The organism is Leisingera sp. JC1, assembly GCF_001679925.1.
GTDB lineage: Bacteria > Pseudomonadota > Alphaproteobacteria > Rhodobacterales > Rhodobacteraceae > Leisingera.
The window spans coordinates 17052-40709 of record NZ_LYUZ01000101.1 but is presented as its reverse complement, the minus strand read 5'-3'; the positions used below and the strand labels follow the sequence as shown (position 1 = coordinate 40709).

Below are 23658 nucleotides of genomic sequence, written 5' to 3'. Positions count from 1 at the left end.
CAGCGCCTTGGCGCGGTCGATCGCCAGGTTTTCAGCGACGTCGACATACTGGCAGCCGCCGTAGTAACGGCGCCCCGGGTAGCCTTCGGCGTATTTGTTGGTCAGCACCGAGCCTTGCGCTTCCATCACCGCGGCGGAGACGATGTTCTCGGACGCAATCAGCTCGATCTCGTCGCGCTGGCGGCCCAGTTCGGCAGTGATCGCGCCAAACAGTTCAGGATCGCGCTCAGAAAGCGCTTGGGTGAAAAACAGATCTTTGGACATTCGGGGCTCCTGTCTATCCAGTCCAGCCAAGGCCCGCCGCAACGCAGTTCATCGACTGCATCAGCGGGACGGGCACTGTTGAAGATTTCCGGGCGCGCTCTTCCCGCAGGAGGCGCACCTGGGTTTTGTGTATTTCGCGCAGCATGTTTTCGACGCGGCTAAACCGGGCGCGCAGGCGCGGGAACCGCTGCGACAGGCTGCTGTCGCCGGTCAGGAACGCAATTGCCTCGCAGGACAGCTGGTATTCCTTGCGGATCGAACCAAAGATGCGGTCGCGGATCTCGGCGTCCTGCACCAGCGTCGCGTAATCAGCGGCGATTTCCATGTCGCTTTGCAGCAGAGTCTTTTCAACCTCGTCCACCACCAGGCGGAACAGCGGCGATCCCGCAAACATCTCCTGCAGCACCGCATCGCCGCGGGCGCCGCGGAACTTGCGGAAACTGGCAACCGCCGAGCCGAAACCATACCAGCCGGTGATCATGTGGCGGTTCTGCGACCAGGCAAAGACCCAGGGGATCGCCCGCAGATCGTCCAGCGATCCAGCTCCGAAGCGGCGCGCAGGGCGCGAGCCGATCTTGAGCATCGCCAGTTCCTCCACAGGGCTGGCCTGCTGAAAATAGTCAAGAAAACCCTGCGTGTTCAGAAGGTTGGAGTAGGCCGCCTGGGACATGCCGGCCAGCGCTTCAAAGGCGTCATCAAACTCCGGGTTTACCGGCGGGGKGTCGTCCTGCAGCGAATGGCGCAGCACCGAGGACGCCATCAGCTCCAGCTGGTGCAGGGCAGTACCGCGGTTGGCGTATTTCGAACTGACAACCTCGCCCTGTTCGGTAATGCGCATCCGCCCCGCGATGGTGCCTGCAGGCTGGGCCGCAATGGCGCGTTCGGCAGGGGCACCTCCACGTGAAACAGAGCCGCCGCGGCCGTGGAAGAATACCGGCTTCATCCGGTGCGCTGCCAGGGTGCGGGTGATCAGCCGCTGCGCCTTTTCCAGCTCCCAGGTGGAGCAGAGAAAGCCGCCGTCCTTATTGCTGTCGGAATAACCCAGCATCACCTCGATACGGTTGTCACTGGATTTCAGAGAGCGGAGGGCAAAGGGCACGCCCAGCAGGCCATCAAGGATACCCGGGGCCGCGCGCAGATCGCCAATGGTTTCAAACAGCGGCACCACTTTGAGCGCGGCCTTTTCAGCACCGAAGCCCGCATAGCGCGCCAGAAGATAGACCCCCAGCAGGTCATCGGTGGAGCGGGTCATCGACAGGATGAACGGCCCCATCGCCTGCGGATCCTCGCCCGCACCGGCATCGCGCATCAGCCGCAGCAGCTTAAGCAATTCGCCGCTTTGCGGGCTCAGCTCATCCGGGGTCATGTATGGAAGCGAGGCGCTGCCCAGTTCCTTGCGCAGCCGCGCCGACCATTCCGGGCTGCCGAACTCCGGCACCTCGCCGGAACGCGCCCAGATTTCGGTCAGCGTTTCGGTTGTCACGGTGGAGTTCTGGCGGACATCCAGTGTCACCGTGCGGAAGCCAAAGACATCCGCCTGCCAGCGGATCGGACGCACATAGCGGGCGGCCAGACGGTGCGCGCCGATTTCCTCCAGCGCTTCTTCGATTTCTGCCAGATCGGCAACGAAATCGCCGAGATGTTTATATGCACCGGCTTCCTCTGCCGCGGTGGCCTTGATCCGCGCCAGGATCGCGGTCAGCGCCTGGCGAAAAACCTCGCCCGGGTTGCGAGCGGACAGCGCCGCAGCGCCGGGGGTGGCGGCAATGACCTTTGTCAGCCTGGCAGAAGTGCCGTCAGGCAAGGCAAACACGGCAGCCGAAATGGAGATCCGTTCCGCTGCGGTGGTCAGCGCCTTCTGGTAGCGTTTCAAGATCGCCGCACGGTTTGCGGTCAGCGCCGCCGCCGTGGCGTCAACCGTGACATTCGGGTTGCCGTCGCGGTCGCCGCCGATCCAGGAATGGAACTTGAGGCAGGGCGCATCGGCACTGTCGCCTAGCCGCGGTTCGGCAGCTGCGATGTAGCGTTCAAACAGCTGCGGCACCGCTTCATACAGGCTGTCACGGAAAAACTGCAGGCCCCATTGGATTTCATCCTGCAGGCTGGGCCGGTCGCGGCGCAACTCGCCCGTCATCCACAACAGATCGATTTCCGAGCGCAGATCCTCCAGCAGCCCCTCACGCTCGCGCGGGGTCCAGCGCTTGGCTTCCAGCGACACCAAACCGCGGTAGATGCGACGGTGGATTTCCAGGATGGTGACACGCTTGGCCTCGGTCGGATGCGCGGTCAGGGTCGGGCCGATGGAAAACTGACTGGCAACCTCCTGCAGCCGTTCCGGCGTGGCCAGTTCCCCGGCCAGATCCAGCGCGCGGGCAAAGCTGCCCTCGACCACCTCCGGGCCGTCCTGGGTTTCCGCCATGCGGCGGTCGCGCATGGCCGCGTTTTCCTCGACGATCTTCAGCAGCTGGAACCAGATATTGAAGGCCTGCAGATAAGGAGTGGCCGGCTGGTCGCCGGACAAATCCCAAGCGGATTCCCCGACGGCCTTCTGGGCCACCTCCGGAGCGCGCTGGCGCAGGACGTCCAGCCAAAGCGCGTGGAGTTCGTTGCGAAGCTCAGCGGCATAGCCGGTGTCTTCATAGTCCGCATGGGCGGATTCGGCAGGGTCTCCCATCACATCACCCGGTCGCGCGGCTCGCGCCCTGCAAAGAAATCGCTGAGGTTATCGAGCACGCGGAAGCCCATCGCCTCACGTGCCTCGCGGGTTGCGCTGCCCAGATGCGGCAGCATCACCAGGTTGTCGCAGTCCAGCAGATCCGGGTTGATGCGCGGCTCGCCGTCGAAGACGTCCAGACCTGCGCCGCCGATGGTTTCAAACCACAAAGCACGGGACAGGGCCAGTTCGTCGATCACCTCACCACGCGCCGTATTAATAAGGAAGGCGTCCGGCTTCATCAGGTTCAGCATCCGGGTGTTGATCAGATGCCGGTTGGCAGGCCCGCCTGGACAATGCAGCGAGAGAAAGTCGCACTGCGGCATCAGCTCTTCCAGGCTGTCCGCCTGGGTCGCGTTGTAGCGGGCCAGGATATCAGGGGAAACGCGGGAACGGTTCTGCACTACGATCTTCATGCCAAAGCCGTGATGCGCACGCCGCGCCATCTCCTGGCCGATGCGGCCAAAGCCGACAATGCCCAGTGTCTTGCCGGAGACCTTGGTGCCGACCAGATGGGTCGGGCGCCAGCCGGTCCATTCGCCGGCGCGCAGCTCGCGCTCTCCCTCACCGGCCCGGCGGGCCACCATCAGCAGCAAGGTCATGGCGATATCGGCGGTGCATTCGCTAAGCACATCCGGGGTGTTGGTCACGGTCATACCGTGGCCTGCGGCGCCATGCATATCAATGTGGGAGTATCCGACACCGTAGTTGGCAAGGATCCGGGCTTGGGGCTTGGCGATATCAAACGCCCTGGCGGAGATCTTGTCGGTCACGGTTGGCAGCACCGCGTCATAAGACTTGAGCGCGTCGCGCAGTTCGTCCTCGCTCAGCGGCTTGTCGCCCGTGTTCAGCACAGCATCAAACGCCTCGGAAAGCTGCGCCTCGACTGCGGCTGGCCAGCGGCGGGTCACCAGAACCTTGGGCTTTGCCATGATTTCATCTCCCTGACGTGCTTGTGCTATTTTTTAATGCGCCCCACCCCCGCCATTGCCCCGGGCCAGGGGTGGAGCGTTGCGCCTGTTCCGTTTCCGGATCAGGCGGCGTTCTTTTTCATCACGCTTGCGATGGTTTCGCCGATCACGGCGGGGTTCTCGGCAACGGTCACGCCGGCCGCCGACAGGATCTCCACCTTCTCAGAGGCGCTCTCGCCAAAGGCTGAGATGATCGCGCCCGCATGGCCCATGGTACGGCCCTTGGGTGCGGTCAGACCCGCGACATAGGCCACCACCGGCTTGGTCACATGGTTCTTGATGTAATCCGCCGCTTCCGCTTCCTGCGGGCCGCCGATTTCACCGATCATCGCGATGACTTCGGTTTCCGAATCCTTCTCGAACCATTCCAGGATGTCCTTGAAGGAGGAGCCGTTGATCGGGTCGCCGCCGATGCCGACCGAGGTGGAAACCCCCAGACCCAGCTCTTTCAGCTGTGCCGCGGCCTCATACCCCAGTGTGCCCGAACGGCCGATGATGCCCACGGTGCCCGGCAGGTAGATATGGCCCGGCATGATGCCCAGCAGTGCTTTGCCCGGCGAGATGGTGCCCGCGCAGTTCGGGCCTGTCAGGATCATCCGCTTGTCCTTGGGATAGCGGTACATGTAGCGCTTCACCCGGATCATGTCCTGGGCCGGGATGCCGTCGGTGATGCAGACGCAGTAGTTGATGCCCGCATCCGCCGCTTCCATGATGGAGTCGGCTGCAAACGGCGGCGGCACAAATACCAGCGAGGCATTGGCGCCGGTGGCCTCAACCGCTTCTTTCACGGTGTTGAAGACCGGCACGCCCTCGACGGTATCGCCGCCCTTGCCCGGCACCACGCCGCCCACGACGTTGGTTCCGTATTCAATCATGTCCTTGGTGTGGAACCGGGCAATCTTACCGGTGATGCCCTGGACGATGACTTTGCTTTCGCGATCAAGAAGGATGCTCATTTGACGGCCCTCACACGAGTGTTTTGATCAAGGTCGTTTTTCCACGCACCGACGGCCCGCTCGGCGGCTTCCATCAGCGAGGTTGCGCGGATCAGCGGCAGGCCGCTTTGCGCCAGGATCTTCTGGCCTTCCTCCACGTTTGTACCGGCAAGGCGGACCACTACGGGCACGTCGACCTGCACTTCCTTCAGCGCTTGCACGACGCCTTCGGCAACCCAGTCGCAGCGGTTGATGCCGGCGAAGATGTTGACCAGAACCGCCTGCACATTGCTGTCGGACATCACCAAGCGGAACGCCTTGGCGACCCGCTCAGGCGTTGCACCGCCGCCGATGTCCAGGAAGTTGGCAGGCTCGCCGCCGGCCAGCTTGATGGTATCCATCGTCGCCATCGCCAGGCCTGCGCCGTTCACGATGCAGCCGATATTGCCTTCCAACCCAACATAAGACAGGCCGCGGTCGGCCGCGCGGGCTTCGCGCGGGTCTTCCTGGGACTTGTCGCGCAGTTCCGCGATCTGCGGGTGGCGGAACAGGGCGTTGTCGTCAAAGGTCATCTTGGCATCCAGCGCGATGACCCGGTTGTCCGAGGTGACCACCAGCGGGTTGATCTCAACCATGGTGGCGTCCAGTTCGGAGAACGCCTGGTAGCAGCCCTTGAGCGTGCGCACCATCTGCTGCGTCATTGCCGGTTCAATACCCAGCTGGAACGCGATCTCCCGAGCCTGGAAGTCCTGCAGGCCAACGGCCGGCTCAACGGTCGAGCGCACGATGGACTCGGGCCGCTCGGCAGAGATCTCCTCAATCTCCATGCCGCCCTCAGAGGAGGCAACGATCATCACCCGCTGGCTGGAGCGGTCCAGCACAAAGCCGAGATAGATCTCGCGGGCAATCGGCACCGCGCCTTCGACATAGACACGGTAGATGCCTTTGCCCTCGGGGCCGGTCTGGTGGGTCACCAGCTTCTTGCCGAACAGGTTTTCGGTCGCCTCATAGATCTCGGCTTCCGAGTTGCACAGCTTGACGCCGCCCGCCTTGCCGCGGCCGCCGGCGTGAACCTGGGCCTTGACGATCCAGCGGTCACCGCCCAGTTCCCGCGCGCGGTAGGCCGCCTGCTCGGGGCTGTAGGCCAGCGCACCCGGCGGTACGGTCACGCCGAAGTTGCTGAGAACTTCCTTGGCCTGGTATTCATGAATGTCCATTGGTTTCCTCCCTATGGAGCGGGCTTATTCGGCCGCAACCGCGGTGCTGTAATGGCGGTCGAGCAGCGCATTGATCTCTTCCATGTTCACCTGGGCGCCCATGTCGTTCATCGCATTTCCGAACCGGTTGACGATGTCGGTGATAGCGGCCGGGGTGATCTGGTTCAGGATGCCGATGCGGACCTGGACCGGCTCCGACAGGGTCGGCCAAATACCGAAGCCAACGGCGCGGCAGTTGCCCACCAGCTCTTTTTCGCGGCCCGCCAGATCGCCGGGCAGGTTCAGAACCACCAGGCTGGTCATGTTGCTGGTCACGTCGCAGCCCATGGCGGTCACGGCGTCGCGCAGCGCTTTCTCATGGAAGGCATAGTCGCGGGCCTTCTGGGCGCGGCCGTGCTGCAGGGTGATGCGCAGCGCCTCGTGGAAGGCGGCAACCGCATAGCCGGAATGGGTGCGGTGGTAGGTGCCGGCGGCCACGTCCTGGCCGTCCACGATGCCCCAGTGTCGAGCTTCCAAGATCGGGTTGTGGACATAGGAGTGACAGCCGTTCTCACGCACGGTCTGGATGTACTGGTCGGTGAAGGACACCGGCGCGTAGGTCAGCGGCAGGCACAGCACGCCTTTTTGCGGGCAGGAGGCCCAGCCCACGACGCCCGGGTAATCGTCGATCGAGACATCTTCGATACCCAGCGAAGATACCGCGTCGATCAGGCCCATCACGCCGTTCTTCACACAGGCATCCGAGAACCCTTTGAGGTCGTTGATGCGGCCCGAGCCGGTTTCCCAATGCGCCATGAAGGCCCACTTGGGCTTCTTCTCTGCCAGCACCTGCTCCACCAGCTTGCCGGACACCGACTCGCCGTGCGGCACGTCAACCACCGTGACGGAGGCCGGCTGCGGGTTCATGGCGTCGGCGGCCAGCTCCTCGCGAGTGGCCGCTTTCATCCGGATAGTCATAGCGTCGATGCCGGAGAAGGTGCCATTCTGGAAGGCAACCACGGTATCGCCAGGCAGGATCGCATTGAGCATGCAATCCAGGCCGGAGAAGCCGGTGCCGCCGACACCGTAGGTGTAAGTGTTGGAGGTGCCCCACAGATCGCGCAGCATCTGCTTGCACTCGATCATGCCGCGCAGCACGTCCGCCTGCATGTGGTCGGCCAGGCCGGTGTTGGCAAAAGCCTGCAGCACGCGGGGGTCGGTATTGCCCGGTCCAGGGCCGGCGGCCAGGGTTTCCGGGATTTCCAGGCTGGGGAAGATCGTGGGTTCAGTCATCGGGGTCAGGCCTCGCTGTTGTCGTTTCGGCGATGTGCCGGAGGTCACGGGCCTTCTTCGTCGCGATCTTCGCTGCGGGAAGGTTTGTTTCCTGTTGGGCAACATCTGTTAACCTAAGGAAAACCTAGGTCGACAAAACCCGCAACATTCCTATATCCTGCTTTTGGGTATCTAAATGGGTGGCGAAAAACCTACCCAAAGTGGTAAAAATACCGTTGCATACCGAAATACGCCCTACCCATTTGGGTGGTTTGAAACGAAAAGGCACCAAATGGCTCCTATAAGCGACAAAGTTTCCCCGATATCGGTCATGCTTGCTGACGCAAATCCGCTGGTGCTGTCAGCGATGTCAGAGATCTTCGACAAGGACCCTCGATTCTCGCTGGTCGCCACCTCTGCCACCGCCGAAGGCTTCCTCGGAACGGTGATGCGGGTGCCGGTTCAGGTCGGGATCATCGACTGGAACCTGCCCGCGCTTGGCGGCGCCAAGCTGATCGAAGTGCTGCGCGACCAAGCGAACGCGCCGCGGCTGGTGGTCTATGCCGACGACAGCGGCGACGTCCCGCGCAAGGCGATGAGCGCAGGCGCCGCCGGTTTTGCGCCGCGCTCCAGCGCTGTCGAGGGGCTCTTGGACACTTGCCTCGCGGTGGCCGCAGGCAAGATGGTGTTTCCCTTCCTCGACGTCCGCGGCCTGCAGACCGATCCGATCGAGCAACTGTCGCGCCGTGAGCGCACGATGCTCGAGGCGCTGTCCAAGGGGCTGACCAACAAGGAGCTCAGCAAGGAGCTGGAGATTTCGACCAACACGGTGAAGTTCCACCTGTCGAACCTCTACGAAAAACTCTCGGTCAAAAACCGCGCCCAGGCGATTGCGTTCTACTACGCCAACCGCGCCGCCAAGGGCGATTTCAGCCTAGAGGAATGACCCCGGATTGCCGCCCCGCGCCTCGCGTGCGTGCTCGCGTACGCGTACGCACGCGAGGGCGCGACGCGCGGGCGCGCTCCCGCGCGAATGTATTTAAATGAAAACTTTTTTCTTGACAGGAAACACCCTGATGGGGAATGCCTAAGGAGGAGAGGACGAAACCCCATTGCGAATGAGGAGCGCACCCATGTCGTTTCATACCATCGAACAGGCCCCTGGCCGCCTGAACCGCAGCGAGCTGGCAATCCCCGGATCCCAGCCACAAATGTTTGAAAAAGCGGCAAAATCCGACGTCGACGTGATCTTTCTGGATCTCGAAGACGCGGTTGCACCGGACGAAAAAGACCAGGCCCGCAAGAACATCATCAAGGCCCTGAACGAGATCGACTGGGGCAACAAATCCATGTCGGTGCGAATCAACGGCCTCGACACCCACTACATGTACCGCGACGTGGTCGATGTGGTTGAACAAGCAGGTGAACGTCTGGACCTGATCATGGTCCCCAAGGTCGGCACCGCAGCCGATGTTTATGCAGTCGACATGCTGGTCACCCAGATCGAAGACGCCAAGGGCTACAAGAAGCGGATCGGCTTCGAGCACATCATCGAGACCGCGCTCGGCATGCAGAACGTGAGTGAAATTGCCGCAGCCTCCAAGCGCAATGAATCGCTGCATTTCGGCGTTGCCGACTATGCCGCCTCGACCCGCGCCCGCACCACCATCATCGGCGGTGTGAACCCCGATTACTCGGTGCTGACCGACCCGGCCGCAAACGGCTCGCGCGACGTGCATTGGGGCGACATGTGGCACTATGCGCTGGCCCGCATGGTGGTTGCTGCACGCGCCAACGGCTTGCGCCCGATCGACGGCCCGTTCGGCGATTTCCAGGACAAGGAAGGCTACAAGGCCGCCGCCAAACGCGCCGCTGTTCTGGGCTGCGAAGGCAAATGGGCCATCCATCCCAGCCAGATCGAACTGGCCAACGAAGTGATGTCTCCGTCGGATGCGGAAATCACCAAGGCGCACCGCATCCTCGAAGCCATGGCCGAGGCCGAGGCCGCAGGCAAAGGCGCGGTCTCGCTGGACGGCCGCCTGATTGACTATGCCTCAATCCGTCAGGCAGAAGTGCTGGTGGAAAAAGCAAAGCAGATCGCCGGCAACTAAGCCGCCGTTCAGTCTCAAGACCTTACGCCGTCCCGGTTCTGGCTGGGGCGGCTGAGCGTCGCTATGCCAGGGAGATGCAGATGACCGGATTGCTGACCACCGCCAAGGCCCTGTTCCAAGCTGCTGTCGACCGGGCAGACCCGGCGCAGGCACTGCGTGCCCAGCTGGCGTCTTCACCGCTCCCGCCGCTGCCCGAAGGCGGCAGAAACGTGCTGCTGACCGTGGGCAAGGCCGCCATCCCGATGATGCACGAAGCGTTGCGGCTGATCCCGGATGCAGCCCAGGCGCTGGCCATCACAAACCCCGAGAACTACGCGGAAATTCCCGGTGCCACGGTGATCTGCGGCAGCCACCCTGTGCCGGACGAAACGAGCGCCGCAGCAGGTCAGGCAGCCATAGAACTGGCGCGTTCTCTCGGCCCGAATGACCGGCTGATCGCGCTGATTTCCGGCGGTGGCTCCGCCCTTATGGTGGCCCCCGCTCCCGGCCTCACACTGGCGGACAAGGCGGCTGTGAACAAGCTGCTGCTCGCCTCGGGACTTGAGATCAACGAAATGAACCTGATCCGACAGCAATTGTCGGACACCAAGGGCGGCGGGCTGTTGCGCCATGCGGCGCCTGCGCAGGTTCAGGCCTATATCCTCTCGGACGTGATCGGTGACGACCTGCGCGCCATTGCCTCCGGCCCCACCGTAGCGCCAATTGGCACCCGTTCTCAGGCACGGTACATCCTGCAGCGTGCCGGCTTATGGGACAGCGCGCCAGAGGCCGTCAGAACCCATCTCATTGCAACTGAAGAATCCCAGGAAACCCCGCCTCCTGCCACCAACATATTGATCGGCTCCAACCGCCACAGCCTGAAGGCGATGATGACCGCCGCGGCAGAAGGCTGGAACCCAAGGCTGGTTTCCCACCGTCTGGTGGGCGACGTGGCTGAGGCAGCGGAAACCGTTGTCACAGCAGCCGAATCCGCGCCGCTGGACAGACCTATCGCGCTGATCTTCGGCGGGGAAACCACGGTGCAGCTCCGAGGCACCGGCCTTGGCGGCCGCAACCAGGAACTGGCCCTGCGCGTCGCCAAACTTGGTGCTGAACGGCTCAGCGGTGACTGGCTGTTCCTCTCCGGCGGCACCGACGGGCGCGACGGCCCCACAGACGCGGCCGGTGGCATCGCAACCCCCACCACTTGGGAGGCCATTCGAGCCGCAGGGCAGGACCCGGACGCGCTTCTCGCCAACAATGACAGCTATGCCGCCTTGAACGCCGCAGAGGCGCTGCTGATCACCGGCGGCACCGGCACCAATGTGGCCGACGTGCAAGTTTTCCTAAGGCGGCCGGATTAACCCTTGAGCCACGCCCGGCCTTCATCTTTGCTGGAGGTCCACCATTTCCGAAGCAGCCTGAGGTGCTCTCCTGGCTCCTGAATACAAGCCTCCGCGGCAAGGGGACTTTCCGGTGCCAGCCCGGCGCGGAACGACAGCAGATCGCCTACATCTCCACGATCTTGCCCGGATTCATGATGTTTTCCGGATCCAGCGCCGCCTTGATCGCCGCCATGTAGCGGGTCGCTTCGCCCAGCTCCTGCTGCAAATAGGGGCGTTTGCCCTGGCCGATGCCGTGCTCGCCGGTACAGGTGCCGTCCATGTCTATCGCCATCTCGTTGAGCCAGCCAATGTACTCATCCGCCTTCTGCCGCTCCGCATCGCTCTCCATGTCGATGAGCAAGAGCGCGTGGAAGTTGCCGTCCCCCACATGGCCTACCATTGGCGCCAGCAGGCCCATGCCCTCGGCCTTCTCGCGCGCCGCGCTTACGCATTCCGCCAGCCGCGAGATCGGCACGCAGACGTCGGTAGACAGCCCTTTTGCGCCGGGACGCAACTGCAGACTGGCCCAATACATGTCATGGCGCGCCTGCCAGAGCTTGCTGCGCTCTTCCGGCGTTGAAGTGGCCGAAATATCGAAGCCGCCAAACTCCTCGGCGATAGACGCAAACATGTCCGACTGCTCCACCACGCCCGCGTCCGAGCCGTGGAACTCCAGCAGCAGCAGCGGCGTTTCCGGCAGATCGAGTCCGGAATAGGCATTGGCGGCGCGCACGCTCATTTCATCCAGCAGTTCGATGCGGGCCACCGGAATGCCGTACTGAATGGTCATCATCACCGCGCGGCAGGCCTCATCCACCGTGCGGAAGGAACAGCGGGCGGAGCGGATTGCCTCCGGGATGCCCTGCAGTTTTAGGGTAAGCTCAGTAATCAGTCCCAAAGTGCCCTCGCTGCCGACCAGCAGCCGGGTGAGATCATAGCCAGCGGAGGATTTCTTGGCCCGCTGTGCGGTGCGGATCACGGCGCCATCGGCCATCACCGCCTCCAGAGCCAGCACGTTGTCCTTCATGGTGCCGTACCGCACCGCATTGGTGCCGGAGGCACGAGTCGCCGCCATGCCGCCAAGCGATGCATTGGCGCCGGGATCAATCGGGAAGAAAAGGCCCTGATCGCGCAGGTAGGTATTCAGCTGCTCGCGGGTGACACCAGGCTGCACCACCACGTCCAGATCCTCGGGATGCACTGCAATGATCTGGTCCATCCGCATTATGTCGACGCAGATGCCACCCGCAGGCGCGTTCACGTGCCCCTCCAGCGAGGTACCGGTACCGAAGGGGATGACCGGCACACCGAATTCAGCACAGACCGCGACGATCTCTGCGACTTCGCGGGTAGTGGTTGGGAACACCACCGCATCCGGCGCCTGGTTGGTGATCCAGGTGGTGGTGTGGCCGTGCTGCTCGCAGATCGCCTGGCCGGTTTGCAACCGGTCGCCGAACTGCTGGGACAGTGCATCAATGGCGGCGGCGATCCCGGCCTCGTTGCGCGGCAGTGATGTGGCTTGGACCATGGCGGCCTCCCCTGGCAGCGGGGCGCAGCGCCCCGGAACATTTCACCTGTTAACCTACGGGCAGCCACCGGAGTTCAGCAATACCCAGAACCCGGTAGCCGCCCCCTGCACGGCCTATCCGCCCAGTGCGATCCCTTCCCGCCGCGGATCCGCCGCGCCCTTCAGCCCGTCGCCGATCTCAATCGCGTGCAGGCCGGAAGACAGGTCGCGGGCATTGACCTCATAGCCCATGTCTGTCAGCGCCTCCGACAGGTCTTCGGCACTGGTCCCGGCCTCCACATCATAGGTGCCGAAGCGGTTCACCAGATGCGGCAGCGCCAATGCTTGCTGGATATCCATGCCCCAGTCGGCCCAGGCGATGATCGACTTGGCCACATAGCCGATGATGCGGCTGCCGCCGGGGGAGCCGATGGCCAGCACCGGCTTGCCATCCTTCAGCACAATCGTCGGCGCCATCGAGGACCGCGGCCGCTTGCCCGGCTCCAGCCGGTTGGCGATGGGCACCGCGTCCGCATGGGTCCGGAAGGAGAAATCCGTCAGCTCATTGTTCAACAGGAACCCGGCCGCCATCAGCCGCGAGCCAAAGGCATTTTCAATCGTCGTGGTCATCGACAGCACGTTGCCGTACTGGTCCACAATCGAGATATGGGAGGTCGAGGGCAGCTCGATCGACTCATCATCCGCCAGCATCAGCGCGTGGTCAAATTCCGGGGCGCCCGGCGCCACTTCGGGCAGTGCATCATCACCCTGCAAGAGCTCTGCCCGGCCCGCCAGATAGTCCGCAGCAACCAGTCCGTGGGCGGGCACCGGCACATAGTCGCTGTCCGCCATGTAGCGGCCCCGGTCGGCAAAGGCGAGGCGCGAAGCGTCGCCGATCATCCGCCAGGACTCGGCGCTTTCCGCCCCCAGTTCCGCCAGATCGTAGTTGCCCAGCATCCCCAGGATCTGCCCCACGGTCAGCGCGCCAGAGGACGGCGGCCCCATGCCGCAGGCCTCGAAATCGCGGTAGGCTGCACAGACCGCCGGGCGCTCCTTGACCTGATACAGCGCCAGATCGGTGGCGGAGAGCACGCCGGGGTTGCCCTCAGCCGTGGTCACGGCGCGCACAATCTCTGCCGCGATGGGGCCCGCGTAGAACGCACCCGCCCCGCCCTCTGCCAGCGCCCGCAGGGTGGCGGCATATTCCGGGTTCAGCAGGGTTGCGCCCTCGGCAATGGGTTCGCCCTCCGGCAGGAAATAGGCCGCGGTCGCCGGGGCGCGCGCCAGCCGTCCGGCGTCCCCTGCCACCAATGCAGCCAGTCGCGGCGACACGGCAAAGCCATCCTCCGCCAGCCGGATGGCCGGCTCAAACAGAGATGGCCAGTTGGCACGGCCCCAGCGGCGGTGCGCCTCGTCCAGCAGCGCGGGCGTGCCAGGCGTGCCGACGGAACGTCCGCCGACCACCGCGTCAAAGAACTTCAGCGGCTCGCCGTTTTCATCCTGGAACAGGGTCGGCGTCGCCGCCAGCGGTGCAGTCTCGCGCCCGTCAAGCGTGGTCAGTTCACCCGTGGCGGCATCATACCAGACCAGAAACGCACCGCCGCCCAGGCCAGAGGACTGCGGCTCCACCAGGCCCAGCACGGTCTGCACCGCGACCATCGCATCCGCCGCACTGCCGCCTGCGCGCAAGATCGCAGCGCCGGCCTCCACCGCATGCGGGTTGGCGGCAGCAACCATCCAGTTGTCCGCTTCCACCGGCTGGCCTTCGGCCTTGGCCTCCAGCGCGGCGGCCACCTCGGGGGACATCGCCTCAAACGTGCCAGCGGTTGCAGCCTCGGGGGCGACTGCATCTGCGGCCTCCTGCGCGGCGGCAGGGCCAGCAGCAAATGCGGCAGCGGCCAGAATCAGATACTTCATGAAAAGTCCTCCTTGATAATTCCAGCCCTGCAGCCGCGGTTACAGCATCGACGGCACAACCTGATCCGGCGGCCGGTGGCCGTCCTCAAACGTCTTGATATTCAACAGCACTTTCTCGCCCATCTCGATCCGGCCCTCGATGGTGGCCGACCCCATATGCGGCAGCAGCACCACATTGGGCAGTTCACGCAGGCGCGGGTTGATGTCGGTGCCGTGCTCATAGACGTCCAGCCCCGCGCCCGCGATCTCATCCGAGCGCAGCATCCTTGTCAGTGCGTGCTCGTCGATCACCTCGCCGCGCGACGTGTTCACGATCACCGCCGAAGGTTTCATCAGCTTCAGCCGCCGCGCGTTCATCAGGTGGAAGGTGGAAGGCGTCGAAGGGCAGTTGACGGAGATCACATCCATCCGCGCCACCATCTGGTCAAGGCTCTCCCAAAAGGTGGCCTCCAGCTTCTCCTCAATCTCCGGGCGCAGGCGGCGGCGGTTATGGTAGTGGATCTGCATCCCGAAGGCGGCGGCGCGCTTGGCGACCGCCTGGCCGATCCGGCCCATGCCGAGGATTCCCAAACGCCGCCCGGCGATGCGCCCGCCCAGGAACGCGGTCGGCGCCCAGCCCTGCCAGTCGCCCTTTTGCATCACCGCCAGGCCTTCGGGCATCCGGCGCACCACGGCCATGATCAGCGCCATGGTCATATCCGCGGTATCATCGGTCAGCACACCGGGGGTGTTCGACACCAGAATGCCGCGCTGGCGGGCGGTCGCAACGTCGATATGATCCACGCCGGCGCCATAATTGGCGATCAGCTTCAGCCGCTGGCCGGCCTGACCCAGCAGGCCCGCATCAATGCAATCGGTGACGGTCGGCACCAGCACATCGGCATCTTTCAGCACCGCGGCCAGCTCGCTGCGGGTCATCGGCGTGTCATCTTCGCGCAGACGCACATTGAACAGCTCGCTCAGCCGGGTTTCCACAGGTTCCGGCAACCGTCGCGTAACGACAACACTCAATCGGTCTCTTGGCACTTGTGCTCTCCCTTGGGCTTTTCATTCCGCACGCCTCCATGGCATCGTGGCGCAGGATGCGCAGAGGCACAAGAACCCAACCGCATTCCCTGACCGCGGGACCGGAAATATGCCGGGCGCTGCAGGGGCATAACAAGACGGGCTAAAAAAACCGGAACAAGAGGCTGGGCATAACCCGGCTGGGCAACGAAGAGGCGAGCAGGCAGTGAGAAACGCGGCAATGGCACTCCGCCATCTGGCAGCGGCAGCAGCAGTTACCTTGCTGACGGCCACCGTTTGTGCGGCCGAATCCCGCGGCCCGGTCACCAACCTGCCCCTGCCCCGCTATGTCTCGATGAAGGCCGCCACCGGCAATGTGCGCCGCGGCCCGTCGCTGACCCATAAGATCGACTGGGTGTTTAAGCGCCGTGGCATGCCGCTGGAAATCACCGCGGAATACGGCCACTGGCGACGGGTGCAGGACCGCGATGGCGCCGGCGGCTGGGTGCATTACGCACTCTTGTCCGGCGTGCGCACCGTGCTGGTCGAGGAGGACATGCTGACAGTGCACGCCCGCCCCGACACCCGCGCGCCGGTGACGGCCGCCTTTGAACTGGGCGTGGTGGCGCGGCTGGGCGAATGCGCTAGCGACTGGTGCGAGATCTCCGCCGGCGGCTACAGCGGCTGGGCGCCGAAGAAAAAGCTCTGGGGCGTCTCCCCGGACGAGTTGCGCGAGTAACCCCCCTCCCCGCCCCTTCTTCTTTGCCGAAATACTCCGGGGTGAATTGAGCCCGCTGCCCAAGAGGGGCTGCGCCCCTCACGCCAGCCGCGGCAATCCGCGCGGGGGCGCAAGTGCGCCAAACCATTGCACCCGCAGCAATCGTGTTCTACATGGGGGCCACACACATGGCTGCCCAGGCCTGACCCGCCCGAAACACGGGCGCCGCTGCGGCAGCACCGGACTACCCGAAACCGGCGCGGCCCGACCGCGCTGATGCCCTATAAGCCTCCGAGATCGCTGAAAGGTTGTGGAACATGGCAGAAAATCAAACCCCGGACATATTGTATACCATTGTAGACGAAGCGCCCGAACTGGCCTCGGCATCCTTCCTGCCGATCATCCGCAAGTTCGCGTCTGCCGCTGGCGTCACCGTCGGCACCAAGGACATTTCGCTGGCCGGCCGCATCATCGCCGCCTTCCCGGAGAACCTGACCGACGCGCAGCGCCAGAGCGACGACCTGGCCGAGCTGGGCCAGCTGGTGAAGACCCCGGACGCCAATGTGATCAAGCTGCCGAACATCTCCGCCTCGGTGCCGCAGCTGACCGCCGCCATCAAGGAGCTGCAGGCCCAGGGCTATGACCTCCCGGACTACCCGGAAGAGCCCAAGACCGACGCCGAAAAAGACGTGCGCGCCCGCTATGACGCGATCAAGGGCTCGGCGGTGAACCCGGTCCTGCGTGAAGGCAACTCCGACCGCCGCGCCGCCAAGGCCGTGAAGAACTACGCCAAGGCCAACCCGCATTCGATGGGCACATGGTCGGCAGACAGCAAGACCAAAGTGTCGTCAATGCCCGGCAACGATTTCTACGCCAACGAGAAGTCCGCAACCATCACCGCCGCCCAGACCGGTGCCGCGCGGATCGAGTTTGTCGCCAAGGACGGCGCTGTCACCGTGCTGAAAGACGGCTGGCCGCTGGAAGAAGGCACCGTGGCGGACGCCACCTTCATGTCGGTGAAGGCGCTGTCGTCCTTCCTCGGCGAAGCGATTGCCGACACCAAGGCGGACGGCACCATGTTCTCGCTGCATATGAAAGCGACCATGATGAAGGTCTCCGACCCGATCATCTTCGGCCACGCAGTGAAGGCCTGGCTGGCCCCGGTGTTCGAGAAATACGGCGCCGAGCTGGACGCGCTGGGGGTGAACCCGAACTCCGGCATGGGCGACCTGCTGGAGCGCGTCAAAGGCAACGCCGAAATCACCGCCGCCATCGAAGCGGTACGCGCCGAGCGCCCCGACATGTACATGGTGGACAGCGACAAGGGCATCACCAACCTGCATGTGCCATCGGATGTGATCATCGACGCGTCCATGCCTGCGGTGATCCGCGCCGGCGGCAAGGGCTGGGACCAGAACGGCAACAAGGGCGACACCAACTGCGTGATCCCGGACCGCTGCTATTCCACCGTCTATGACGAGTCCATCAATTTCTTCAAAGCCAACGGCGCGCTGGACGTGACCACCGCAGGCGCGGTCGCCAACGTCGGACTGATGGCGCAGAAGGCTGAGGAATACGGCTCCCACCCGACCACCTTTGAGGCGCCGGCCGACGGCACCATCCGCATCATGCTGTCCAATGGCGATACGCTGCATTCGCACGACGTTGAAACCGGCGACATCTGGCGCGCCTGCACCGTCAAGAAGGCGCCGATCGAGAACTGGATCCAGCTGGCGATGGACCGCCAGCGCCTGACCGGCTCCGAGGCGATCTTCTGGCTGGACGCAAACCGCGCCCATGACGCCGAGCTGATCAAATACGTTCAGCCCGCGCTTCAGGCGGCCGGCGTTGCGGACAAGTTCCAGATCTTGGCGCCGCGCGAAGCCACCCGCCAGAGCCTGGAAAGCATCACCGCAGGCAAGGACAGCATCGCAATCACCGGCAACGTGCTGCGCGATTACCTGACCGACCTGTTCCCGATCCTGGAACTGGGAACCTCGGCCAAGATGCTGTCGATCGTCAAGCTGATGCAGGGCGGCGGGCTGTTTGAAACCGGCGCTGGCGGCTCTGCCCCCAAGCACGTGCAGCAGCTGGTCGAAGAGAACCACCTGCGCTGGGACTCGATGGGTGAGTTCTGCGCCCTCGGCGAGTCGCTGAACTTCCTGGCCGACGTCAAAGGCATCACCAAGGCCGGCGTGCTGGGCCGTGCGGCTGAGGACGCGACCCAAGGCATCCTCGACCACAACCGCTCGCCCTCGCGCAAGGCGGGCGAGCCGGACAACCGCGACAGCCACTACTGGTTTGCCCGCTACTGGGCCGAGGCGCTGGCAGCCCAGACCGACGATGCAGAGCTTGCAGCGCATTTTGCTCCCATTGCCGAGGAGCTGGGCGCCAAGGAAGAGCAGATCATCAGCGAGCTGGCCGCCGCCCAGGGCGCGCCCGCCGATATCGGCGGCTACTTCCGCCCCAGCGTGGAGCTGAAGGCCAAGGTGATGCGCCCCAGCCCGACGCTGAACGCCATCATCGGCTGATCCGCTCCTGACCGGCTGAAACAGCAAACGCCCGGGGATCGCTCCCCGGGCGTTTTTTCTGCAAAGACCCTGTCCTGGATCAGAAATCCTGCCACAGGTCGCGGGCGGCGTTGCCGCTGGCGGCCACTGCGGCCGGTTGCGGCGCGGGTTGCATGTCCCAGTCATCGCCGCCATGCGCGGTTGGTGCCGAGGCCGGGACAGCGGCGGGTTTCACCGGGGCTGCCGGGGCCGCCGCGGAACCGCCGCCTGCGGTCTTGAAGTGGGCCACCAGGTCGGCCAGCTTGCCTGCGTCGGTCTTCAGCATGTGGCCGGCGGCCGTCGCCTCCTCCACCATCGCCGCGTTCTGCTGGGTCACCTGGTCCAGCTGAGTGACACCGGTGTTGATCTCATTGAGGCCGGTTGACTGCTCCGCGGCACCCTCGGCAATGCCGGAGACCAGCTGCGAGATATGGGTGACCTGACTGACGATGCTTTGCAGCGCGTCGCCCGCCTTGCCCACCAGATCCACACCGCGGGCCACCTGGCCGGAGCTGTCGGAGATCAGCGTCTTGATCTCCATCGCCGCGTCAGACGACCGCTGCGCCAGAGCCCGCACCTCGCTGGCGACCACCGCGAATCCGCGGCCTGCCTCGCCGGCCCGCGCCGCCTCGACGCCTGCGTTCAGCGCCAGCAGGTTGGTCTGGAAAGCGATGTCGTCGATCACGCTGATGATCTGGCTGATCTTGTTCGAGCTTTCCTCGATCTCGGTCATTGCAGAGACCGCGCTCTGCACCACCTCGCCGCTGGTGCGGGCCTCTGCCTTGGCGTCTTCCATCGTCGCCTCAACACTGCGGGCGCCCTCAGCGGCGGATTTCACCGATGCCGTCAGCTCATCCAGCGCGGCGGCGGTCTGTTCCAGCGTCGCCGCCTGGCTTTCGGTGCGGTGCGACAGGTCGTCAGAGGCCTGGCTGATTTCAGCCGCACCATTGCGGATGCTGGCGGCGGCGGCGATCACCTGCTCCACCGTGGCGCTGAGGTTCCGCGCGGTGGTATTGAAATCCTGGCGCAGCTGTTCGTAATCCTCTGGGAAGGTCTCGGTGATCTGTGCGGTCAGGTCGCCCTGCGACAGCGCCGACAGCTTGCTGCTGAGCGCCGCCACCACCTTGCTGCGCTTCTCGTTCAGCGCATGCTCCGCGTCTTCCAGCTCCTGCTGGCGGATCAGCGCCTGGCGGAACACATCGACGCTCCGGGCAATCTCGCCCAGTTCGCTGCGCGCCTCTGCTGAGGGGATTTCGCTGCTGGTGTCGCCATCGGCCATCGTCTGCATCCGGTTCTTCAGACCGGTCAGCGGGCCGGTCACGCTGCGGGTGATGAAATAGGCGGCAACCATCAGCGCGACCAGGCTGATACCCAGAACGATCAGCGCCTCATTGCGCATCTTTGCAACATCGGCCTCGATGTCCGACACATAGGCGCCAGTGCCGATGATCCAGCCCCAGGGCTTATAGGCCTGCACATAGCCGATCTTGGCTTCCATCACTTCTGAATCGGGCTTCTTGAAGAAATAGGTCAGCTCCCCTGCCCCCTTGGCGGCAGCGATCTTCTCCAGCTCCTGGAACACCTTGATGCCGGTCACATCCTCATAAGCGCCCTGGTTGGTGCCAACCCAGTCCGGCACAACCGGGTGTGCTTGAACCACCAGATCGTGATCGAAAACAAAGACATACCCCGAATCGCCAAAGCGCAGCGCGGTCAGGCGCTCGCGGCCGATGTCACGGGCCTCCTGTTCCGTGAAGCGGCCGGACTGAACCCCTTCCTCCAAGTCGTGCAGCAGGCTGACAGCCGTGTCGGTGACATTGTGCAGCTCCGTATAGCGCATCTCATAAGCGTTTTTGACGGACTGCGAGAGCAGCAGGAAAGTCAGCAGCGCCATCAACGACAGCGCAAGCGCCGAAAGCGCGTAGATACGGACAGGCAAGCGGTAGAGAAAAGCGGGTATTCTGGACATGTAATCAGAGCCTTCATTGCAGGTCTATTGCCTGCCTGTTTAGGCCGCAGTTTCTAACAAACCCCTACCCAGCAAAGCCCTGCCTGCGCTTTCACGCCGTATTGCCGGAAATTCTTGCCGCATTTTGATTGAACCGCTTTCAATCTGCCGGCCAGCGCCCATCCCTACCGCCGCAAGATAAAACGCCCGGGGAATTTTCCCCGGGCGTTTTTTGTCTGCAACGGTCTGTCCTGGATCAGAAATCCTGCCACAGGTCGCGGGCGGCGTTGCCGCTGGCGGCCACTGCGGCCGGTTGCGGCGCGGGTTGCATGTCCCAGTCATCGCTGCCATGGGCGCTCGGGGCCGGCGCTGCTGCCGGGGCGGGAGCGGGTTTCGCCGGTGCTGCCATCACGCTGCCTCCTGCGGTCTTGAAGTGGGCGACCAGGTCCGCCAGCTTGCCCGCGTCGGTCTTCAGCATGTGGCCGGCGGCCGTCGCCTCCTCCACCATCGCCGCGTTCTGCTGGGTCACCTGGTCCAGCTGAGTGACACCGGTGTTGATCTCATTTAAACCGGTTGACTGCTCCGCAGCACCCTCGGCAATGCCGGAGACCAGCTGCGAGATATGGGTGACCTGGCTGACGATGCTTTGCAGCGCGTCACCCGCCTTGCCCACCAGATCCACACCGCGGGCCACCTGGCCGGAGCTGTCGGAGATCAGCGTCTTGATCTCCATCGCCGCGTCAGACGACCGCTGTGCCAGAGCCCGCACCTCGCTGGCGACCACCGCGAATCCGCGGCCCGCCTCGCCGGCCCGCGCTGCCTCGACGCCTGCGTTCAGCGCCAGCAGGTTGGTCTGGAAAGCGATGTCGTCGATCACCGAGATGATCTGGCTGATCTTGTTCGAGCTTTCCTCGATCTCGGTCATCGCCGATACCGCGCTCTGCACCACCTCGCCGCTGGTGCGGGCCTCTGCCTTGGCGTCTTCCATCGTCGCCTCAACGCTGCGGGCGCCCTCAGCGGCGGATTTGACGCTTGCTGTCAGCTCGTCCAGCGCCGCGGCGGTCTGCTCCAGCGTCGCCGCCTGGCTTTCGGTGCGGTGCGACAGGTCGTCGGAGGCCTGGCTGATCTCAGCCGCACCGTTGCGGATGCTGGCGGCGGCGGCAATCACCTGCTCCACCGTGGCGCTGAGGTTCCGCGCGGTGGTGTTGAAGTCCTGGCGCAGCTGTTCGTAATCCTCCGGGAAGGTCTCGGTGATCTGTGCGGTCAGGTCGCCCTGCGACAGCGCCGACAGCTTGCTGCTGAGCGCCGCCACCACCTTGCTGCGCTTCTCGTTCAGCGCATGCTCCGCGTCTTCCAGCTCCTGCTGGCGGATCAGCGCCTGGCGGAACACATCCAGAGTGCGCGCCATCTCACCGATCTCGCTTTTGCTGGCGGTGGCCGGAATGGCGCTGGCGGTATCGCCGTCAGCCATCGACTGCATGCGCCCGCGCAGAGCGCCGACCGGCCCGGTGACACTGCGGGTAATCAGGGTCGCGCCCACCATCAGAACCGCCAGGGTGACAAGCAGCCCGGTCACGGTCGTGATAATGTTCTGCTGCACCTTGGCCTCGATATCCGACACATAGGCACCGGTGCCAACGATCCAGCCCCAGGGTTCATAGACCCGGATATAGCCCATCTTGGCTTCAATCACTCCGGTGCTTGCGTTGGCGAAGTGGTAAATCAGAGAACCCTGCCCATCCGCCTTGGCGATCTTGAGCATTTCCTGGTAGATCTTGACCCCGTTTTCATCAGTCAGGCCTTGCTGACGCGTGCCCACCCACTCCGGCAGAAAGGCGTTTGCGGTGATCACCAGGTCGAAATCAAAGGCGTGAAAATCGCCGGCGGTTCCGAACCTGAACGTCTCCAGCACCGTGCGCCCCATCTCGCGGGCCGCTGCCTCATCCAGCTGGCCATCCGCGACCTGGTTCTGCAGCGCATCCAGCTGACTGAAGGCCATGTCCGTGACCTGATGCAGCTCGCGTTCGCGACTGACATATTCATCGTTATTTGCGCGAACCAGCAGGAAGACGGTCAGCAGGGCAAACAGGCAAACCGCCATTGCGGCCAGTGCGTAGATCCGCACCGGCAAACGGTAGAAGAAAGCAGGCATAGTGATTTGGGTCCTTTGATTCCGGGCCATCTCCTTCTTCAAATAGGCAGCCGGTCCTAACAAAACCCTAGCGCCGCAGCACCGTCACCGGCGCAGCACCATCCGTGAGCGCACCGGTCCAGGCCGCCGCGCAAAACCGCAGCGGCCTGGACACAATCAAGCTGCACTGGCGCAGCCGCCCGGTGCTAGGCGGCAGGGCTGTAGTAAGGGGAGTGCATTGCCCTGCTGGCGGTCTCCGTGACCGAGGCGTCAAACACCCGCGTGTAGAAGGCGCAGCCCAGCTCCGCCGCGGTTTCCGGGAACATGTTCACTGCGAAATCCAACGCGTGGTCCAGCGTATCGAAAGCATCAAACCCGCCCAGCGTCCGGGTCTGCAACCCGCTGAGCCAGACCTTGTTCTGCAGCCCTGGCAGCATCTTCAGCGCCTTGTTCCGGGCCTGCCAGGGCGCATCTTCAAAAGGCACCGACAGTTGCAGCTCGGTATAGACAAAGGCACCTGGTGCTGCGCCTGCGCCGCCGTATTGCACCGCAGCCATGTCACGGCTGGCGGCTTCGGTCATCCGGGCATCAAAGACCCGCGTGTTATGTGCCACACCGAAGGCCCGAGGCTCCGAAGGGAAATAGCCGGTCACGAATTTGCGCGCGTTTTCAATGCTGTCAAAGCCATAAAACCCGCCCAGCGAGTTATTGCCGTGGCCCGACAGCCAGGTCTTGTTCAGGAACCCGGGCTGCTGCCGGATCGCCTCGTTGATGTCCTGCCAGGGCGCCTGGTCGAACGGCACGGAGATGGCAACTTCGGTGTAAACAAAGGCTTTGGGGGTCATGGCAGTTTCCTGTGCTTGGGAAAGGGAGGGCAGCAGCAGCGCACCCGCAGAGGCGGCCAGCAGCTGGCGGCGGGACAGCCGCGATCGTTCGCGGGAATCCGCGGTCATCGGGGTTTGGGTCATGGTCACTCCTGATTGCTTGCCTTTTGCAAGTGATTCATTGGCTCGCACGAACACTTGCATTTCGCAAGTAAAAAACATACGCAGGAACC

16 protein-coding genes and 1 pseudogene are annotated in these 23658 nt (G+C 64.0%); 5 read left to right on the top strand and 12 right to left on the bottom strand.

Going from position 1 to position 23658, the window contains the following annotated elements:
• The 6 genes and pseudogenes from glyA to A9D60_RS15655 all read right to left on the bottom strand — a co-directional run.
• Positions 1–264 (bottom strand): annotated as a pseudogene (gene glyA, locus A9D60_RS15680) (serine hydroxymethyltransferase); the annotation flags it as partial.
• Positions 265–277: 13 nt separating this feature from the next.
• A complete protein-coding gene (locus A9D60_RS15675; protein ID WP_065268463.1) occupies positions 278–2938 on the bottom strand; it encodes a phosphoenolpyruvate carboxylase in 2661 nt (886 codons plus the stop codon).
• Positions 2938–3909, bottom strand: a complete 972-nt coding sequence (locus A9D60_RS15670) for a 2-hydroxyacid dehydrogenase (protein WP_065268462.1) — start codon at positions 3907–3909, stop codon at positions 2938–2940. The genes A9D60_RS15675 and A9D60_RS15670 overlap by 1 nt, the downstream gene beginning before the upstream one ends.
• 101 nt (positions 3910–4010) lie before the next feature.
• A complete protein-coding gene (gene sucD, locus A9D60_RS15665) occupies positions 4011–4904 on the bottom strand; it encodes a succinate--CoA ligase subunit alpha (RefSeq protein WP_065268461.1) in 894 nt (297 codons plus the stop codon).
• Positions 4901–6100 (bottom strand): malate--CoA ligase subunit beta, encoded by a 1200-nt coding sequence (locus tag A9D60_RS15660; RefSeq protein ID WP_065268460.1) that lies wholly within the window; start codon positions 6098–6100, stop codon positions 4901–4903. Before A9D60_RS15660 ends, sucD begins: the two co-directional genes overlap by 4 nt.
• A gap of 24 nt (positions 6101–6124) precedes the next feature.
• Entirely contained in the window at positions 6125–7372 is a 1248-nt protein-coding gene (locus tag A9D60_RS15655) for an aminotransferase class V-fold PLP-dependent enzyme (protein WP_065268459.1), read from the bottom strand.
• A 310-nt stretch (positions 7373–7682) separates the two neighbouring features.
• On the opposite strand from A9D60_RS15655, the gene A9D60_RS15650 reads away from it, so the two are divergent.
• From A9D60_RS15650 to A9D60_RS15640, 3 genes are all read left to right on the top strand, one after another.
• Positions 7683–8297 carry a response regulator transcription factor gene (locus tag A9D60_RS15650; RefSeq protein WP_083194229.1) on the top strand — a complete coding sequence of 205 codons (615 nt, stop codon included), beginning with the start codon at positions 7683–7685 and terminating at the stop codon, positions 8295–8297.
• Positions 8298–8484: 187 nt separating this feature from the next.
• On the top strand, positions 8485–9462 hold the full coding sequence (locus tag A9D60_RS15645; protein ID WP_065268457.1) for an HpcH/HpaI aldolase/citrate lyase family protein: 978 nt from the start codon (positions 8485–8487) through the stop codon (positions 9460–9462).
• A gap of 80 nt (positions 9463–9542) precedes the next feature.
• Positions 9543–10805: a glycerate kinase type-2 family protein gene (locus tag A9D60_RS15640; RefSeq protein ID WP_065268456.1), complete on the top strand. Its 1263-nt coding sequence runs from the start codon at positions 9543–9545 to the stop codon at positions 10803–10805.
• A gap of 145 nt (positions 10806–10950) precedes the next feature.
• On the opposite strand, the gene A9D60_RS15635 is transcribed toward A9D60_RS15640, so the two are convergent.
• From A9D60_RS15635 to A9D60_RS15625, 3 genes are all read right to left on the bottom strand, one after another.
• A complete protein-coding gene (locus A9D60_RS15635) occupies positions 10951–12354 on the bottom strand; it encodes an FAD-binding oxidoreductase (protein WP_065268455.1) in 1404 nt (467 codons plus the stop codon).
• Positions 12355–12468: 114 nt separating this feature from the next.
• Positions 12469–14250: a gamma-glutamyltransferase gene (ggt, locus tag A9D60_RS15630; RefSeq protein WP_065268454.1), complete on the bottom strand. Its 1782-nt coding sequence runs from the start codon at positions 14248–14250 to the stop codon at positions 12469–12471.
• Between the two features lie 39 nt (positions 14251–14289).
• Complete coding sequence (locus A9D60_RS15625) at positions 14290–15276, bottom strand: 2-hydroxyacid dehydrogenase (protein ID WP_065268453.1); 987 nt, start codon at positions 15274–15276, stop codon at positions 14290–14292.
• Positions 15277–15496: 220 nt separating this feature from the next.
• On the opposite strand from A9D60_RS15625, the gene A9D60_RS15620 reads away from it, so the two are divergent.
• Together A9D60_RS15620 and A9D60_RS15615 are read left to right on the top strand one after the other, a co-directional pair.
• Positions 15497–15994, top strand: a complete 498-nt coding sequence (locus A9D60_RS15620; protein WP_065268452.1) for an SH3 domain-containing protein — start codon at positions 15497–15499, stop codon at positions 15992–15994.
• Between the two features lie 296 nt (positions 15995–16290).
• Positions 16291–18504 (top strand): NADP-dependent isocitrate dehydrogenase, encoded by a 2214-nt coding sequence (locus A9D60_RS15615; protein ID WP_065268451.1) that lies wholly within the window; start codon positions 16291–16293, stop codon positions 18502–18504.
• A 79-nt stretch (positions 18505–18583) separates the two neighbouring features.
• On the opposite strand, the gene A9D60_RS15610 is transcribed toward A9D60_RS15615, so the two are convergent.
• The 3 genes from A9D60_RS15610 to A9D60_RS15600 all read right to left on the bottom strand — a co-directional run bounded on the left by A9D60_RS15610 (position 18584) and on the right by A9D60_RS15600 (position 23569).
• Complete coding sequence (locus A9D60_RS15610; RefSeq protein ID WP_254656710.1) at positions 18584–20491, bottom strand: methyl-accepting chemotaxis protein; 1908 nt, start codon at positions 20489–20491, stop codon at positions 18584–18586.
• 235 nt (positions 20492–20726) lie between these two features.
• Positions 20727–22622, bottom strand: coding sequence for a methyl-accepting chemotaxis protein (locus tag A9D60_RS15605; RefSeq protein WP_065268464.1), 1896 nt, complete (start codon positions 22620–22622; stop codon positions 20727–20729).
• A gap of 185 nt (positions 22623–22807) precedes the next feature.
• Complete coding sequence (locus tag A9D60_RS15600) at positions 22808–23569, bottom strand: YdhR family protein (RefSeq protein WP_065268450.1); 762 nt, start codon at positions 23567–23569, stop codon at positions 22808–22810.
• Positions 23570–23658 lie beyond the last annotated feature (89 nt).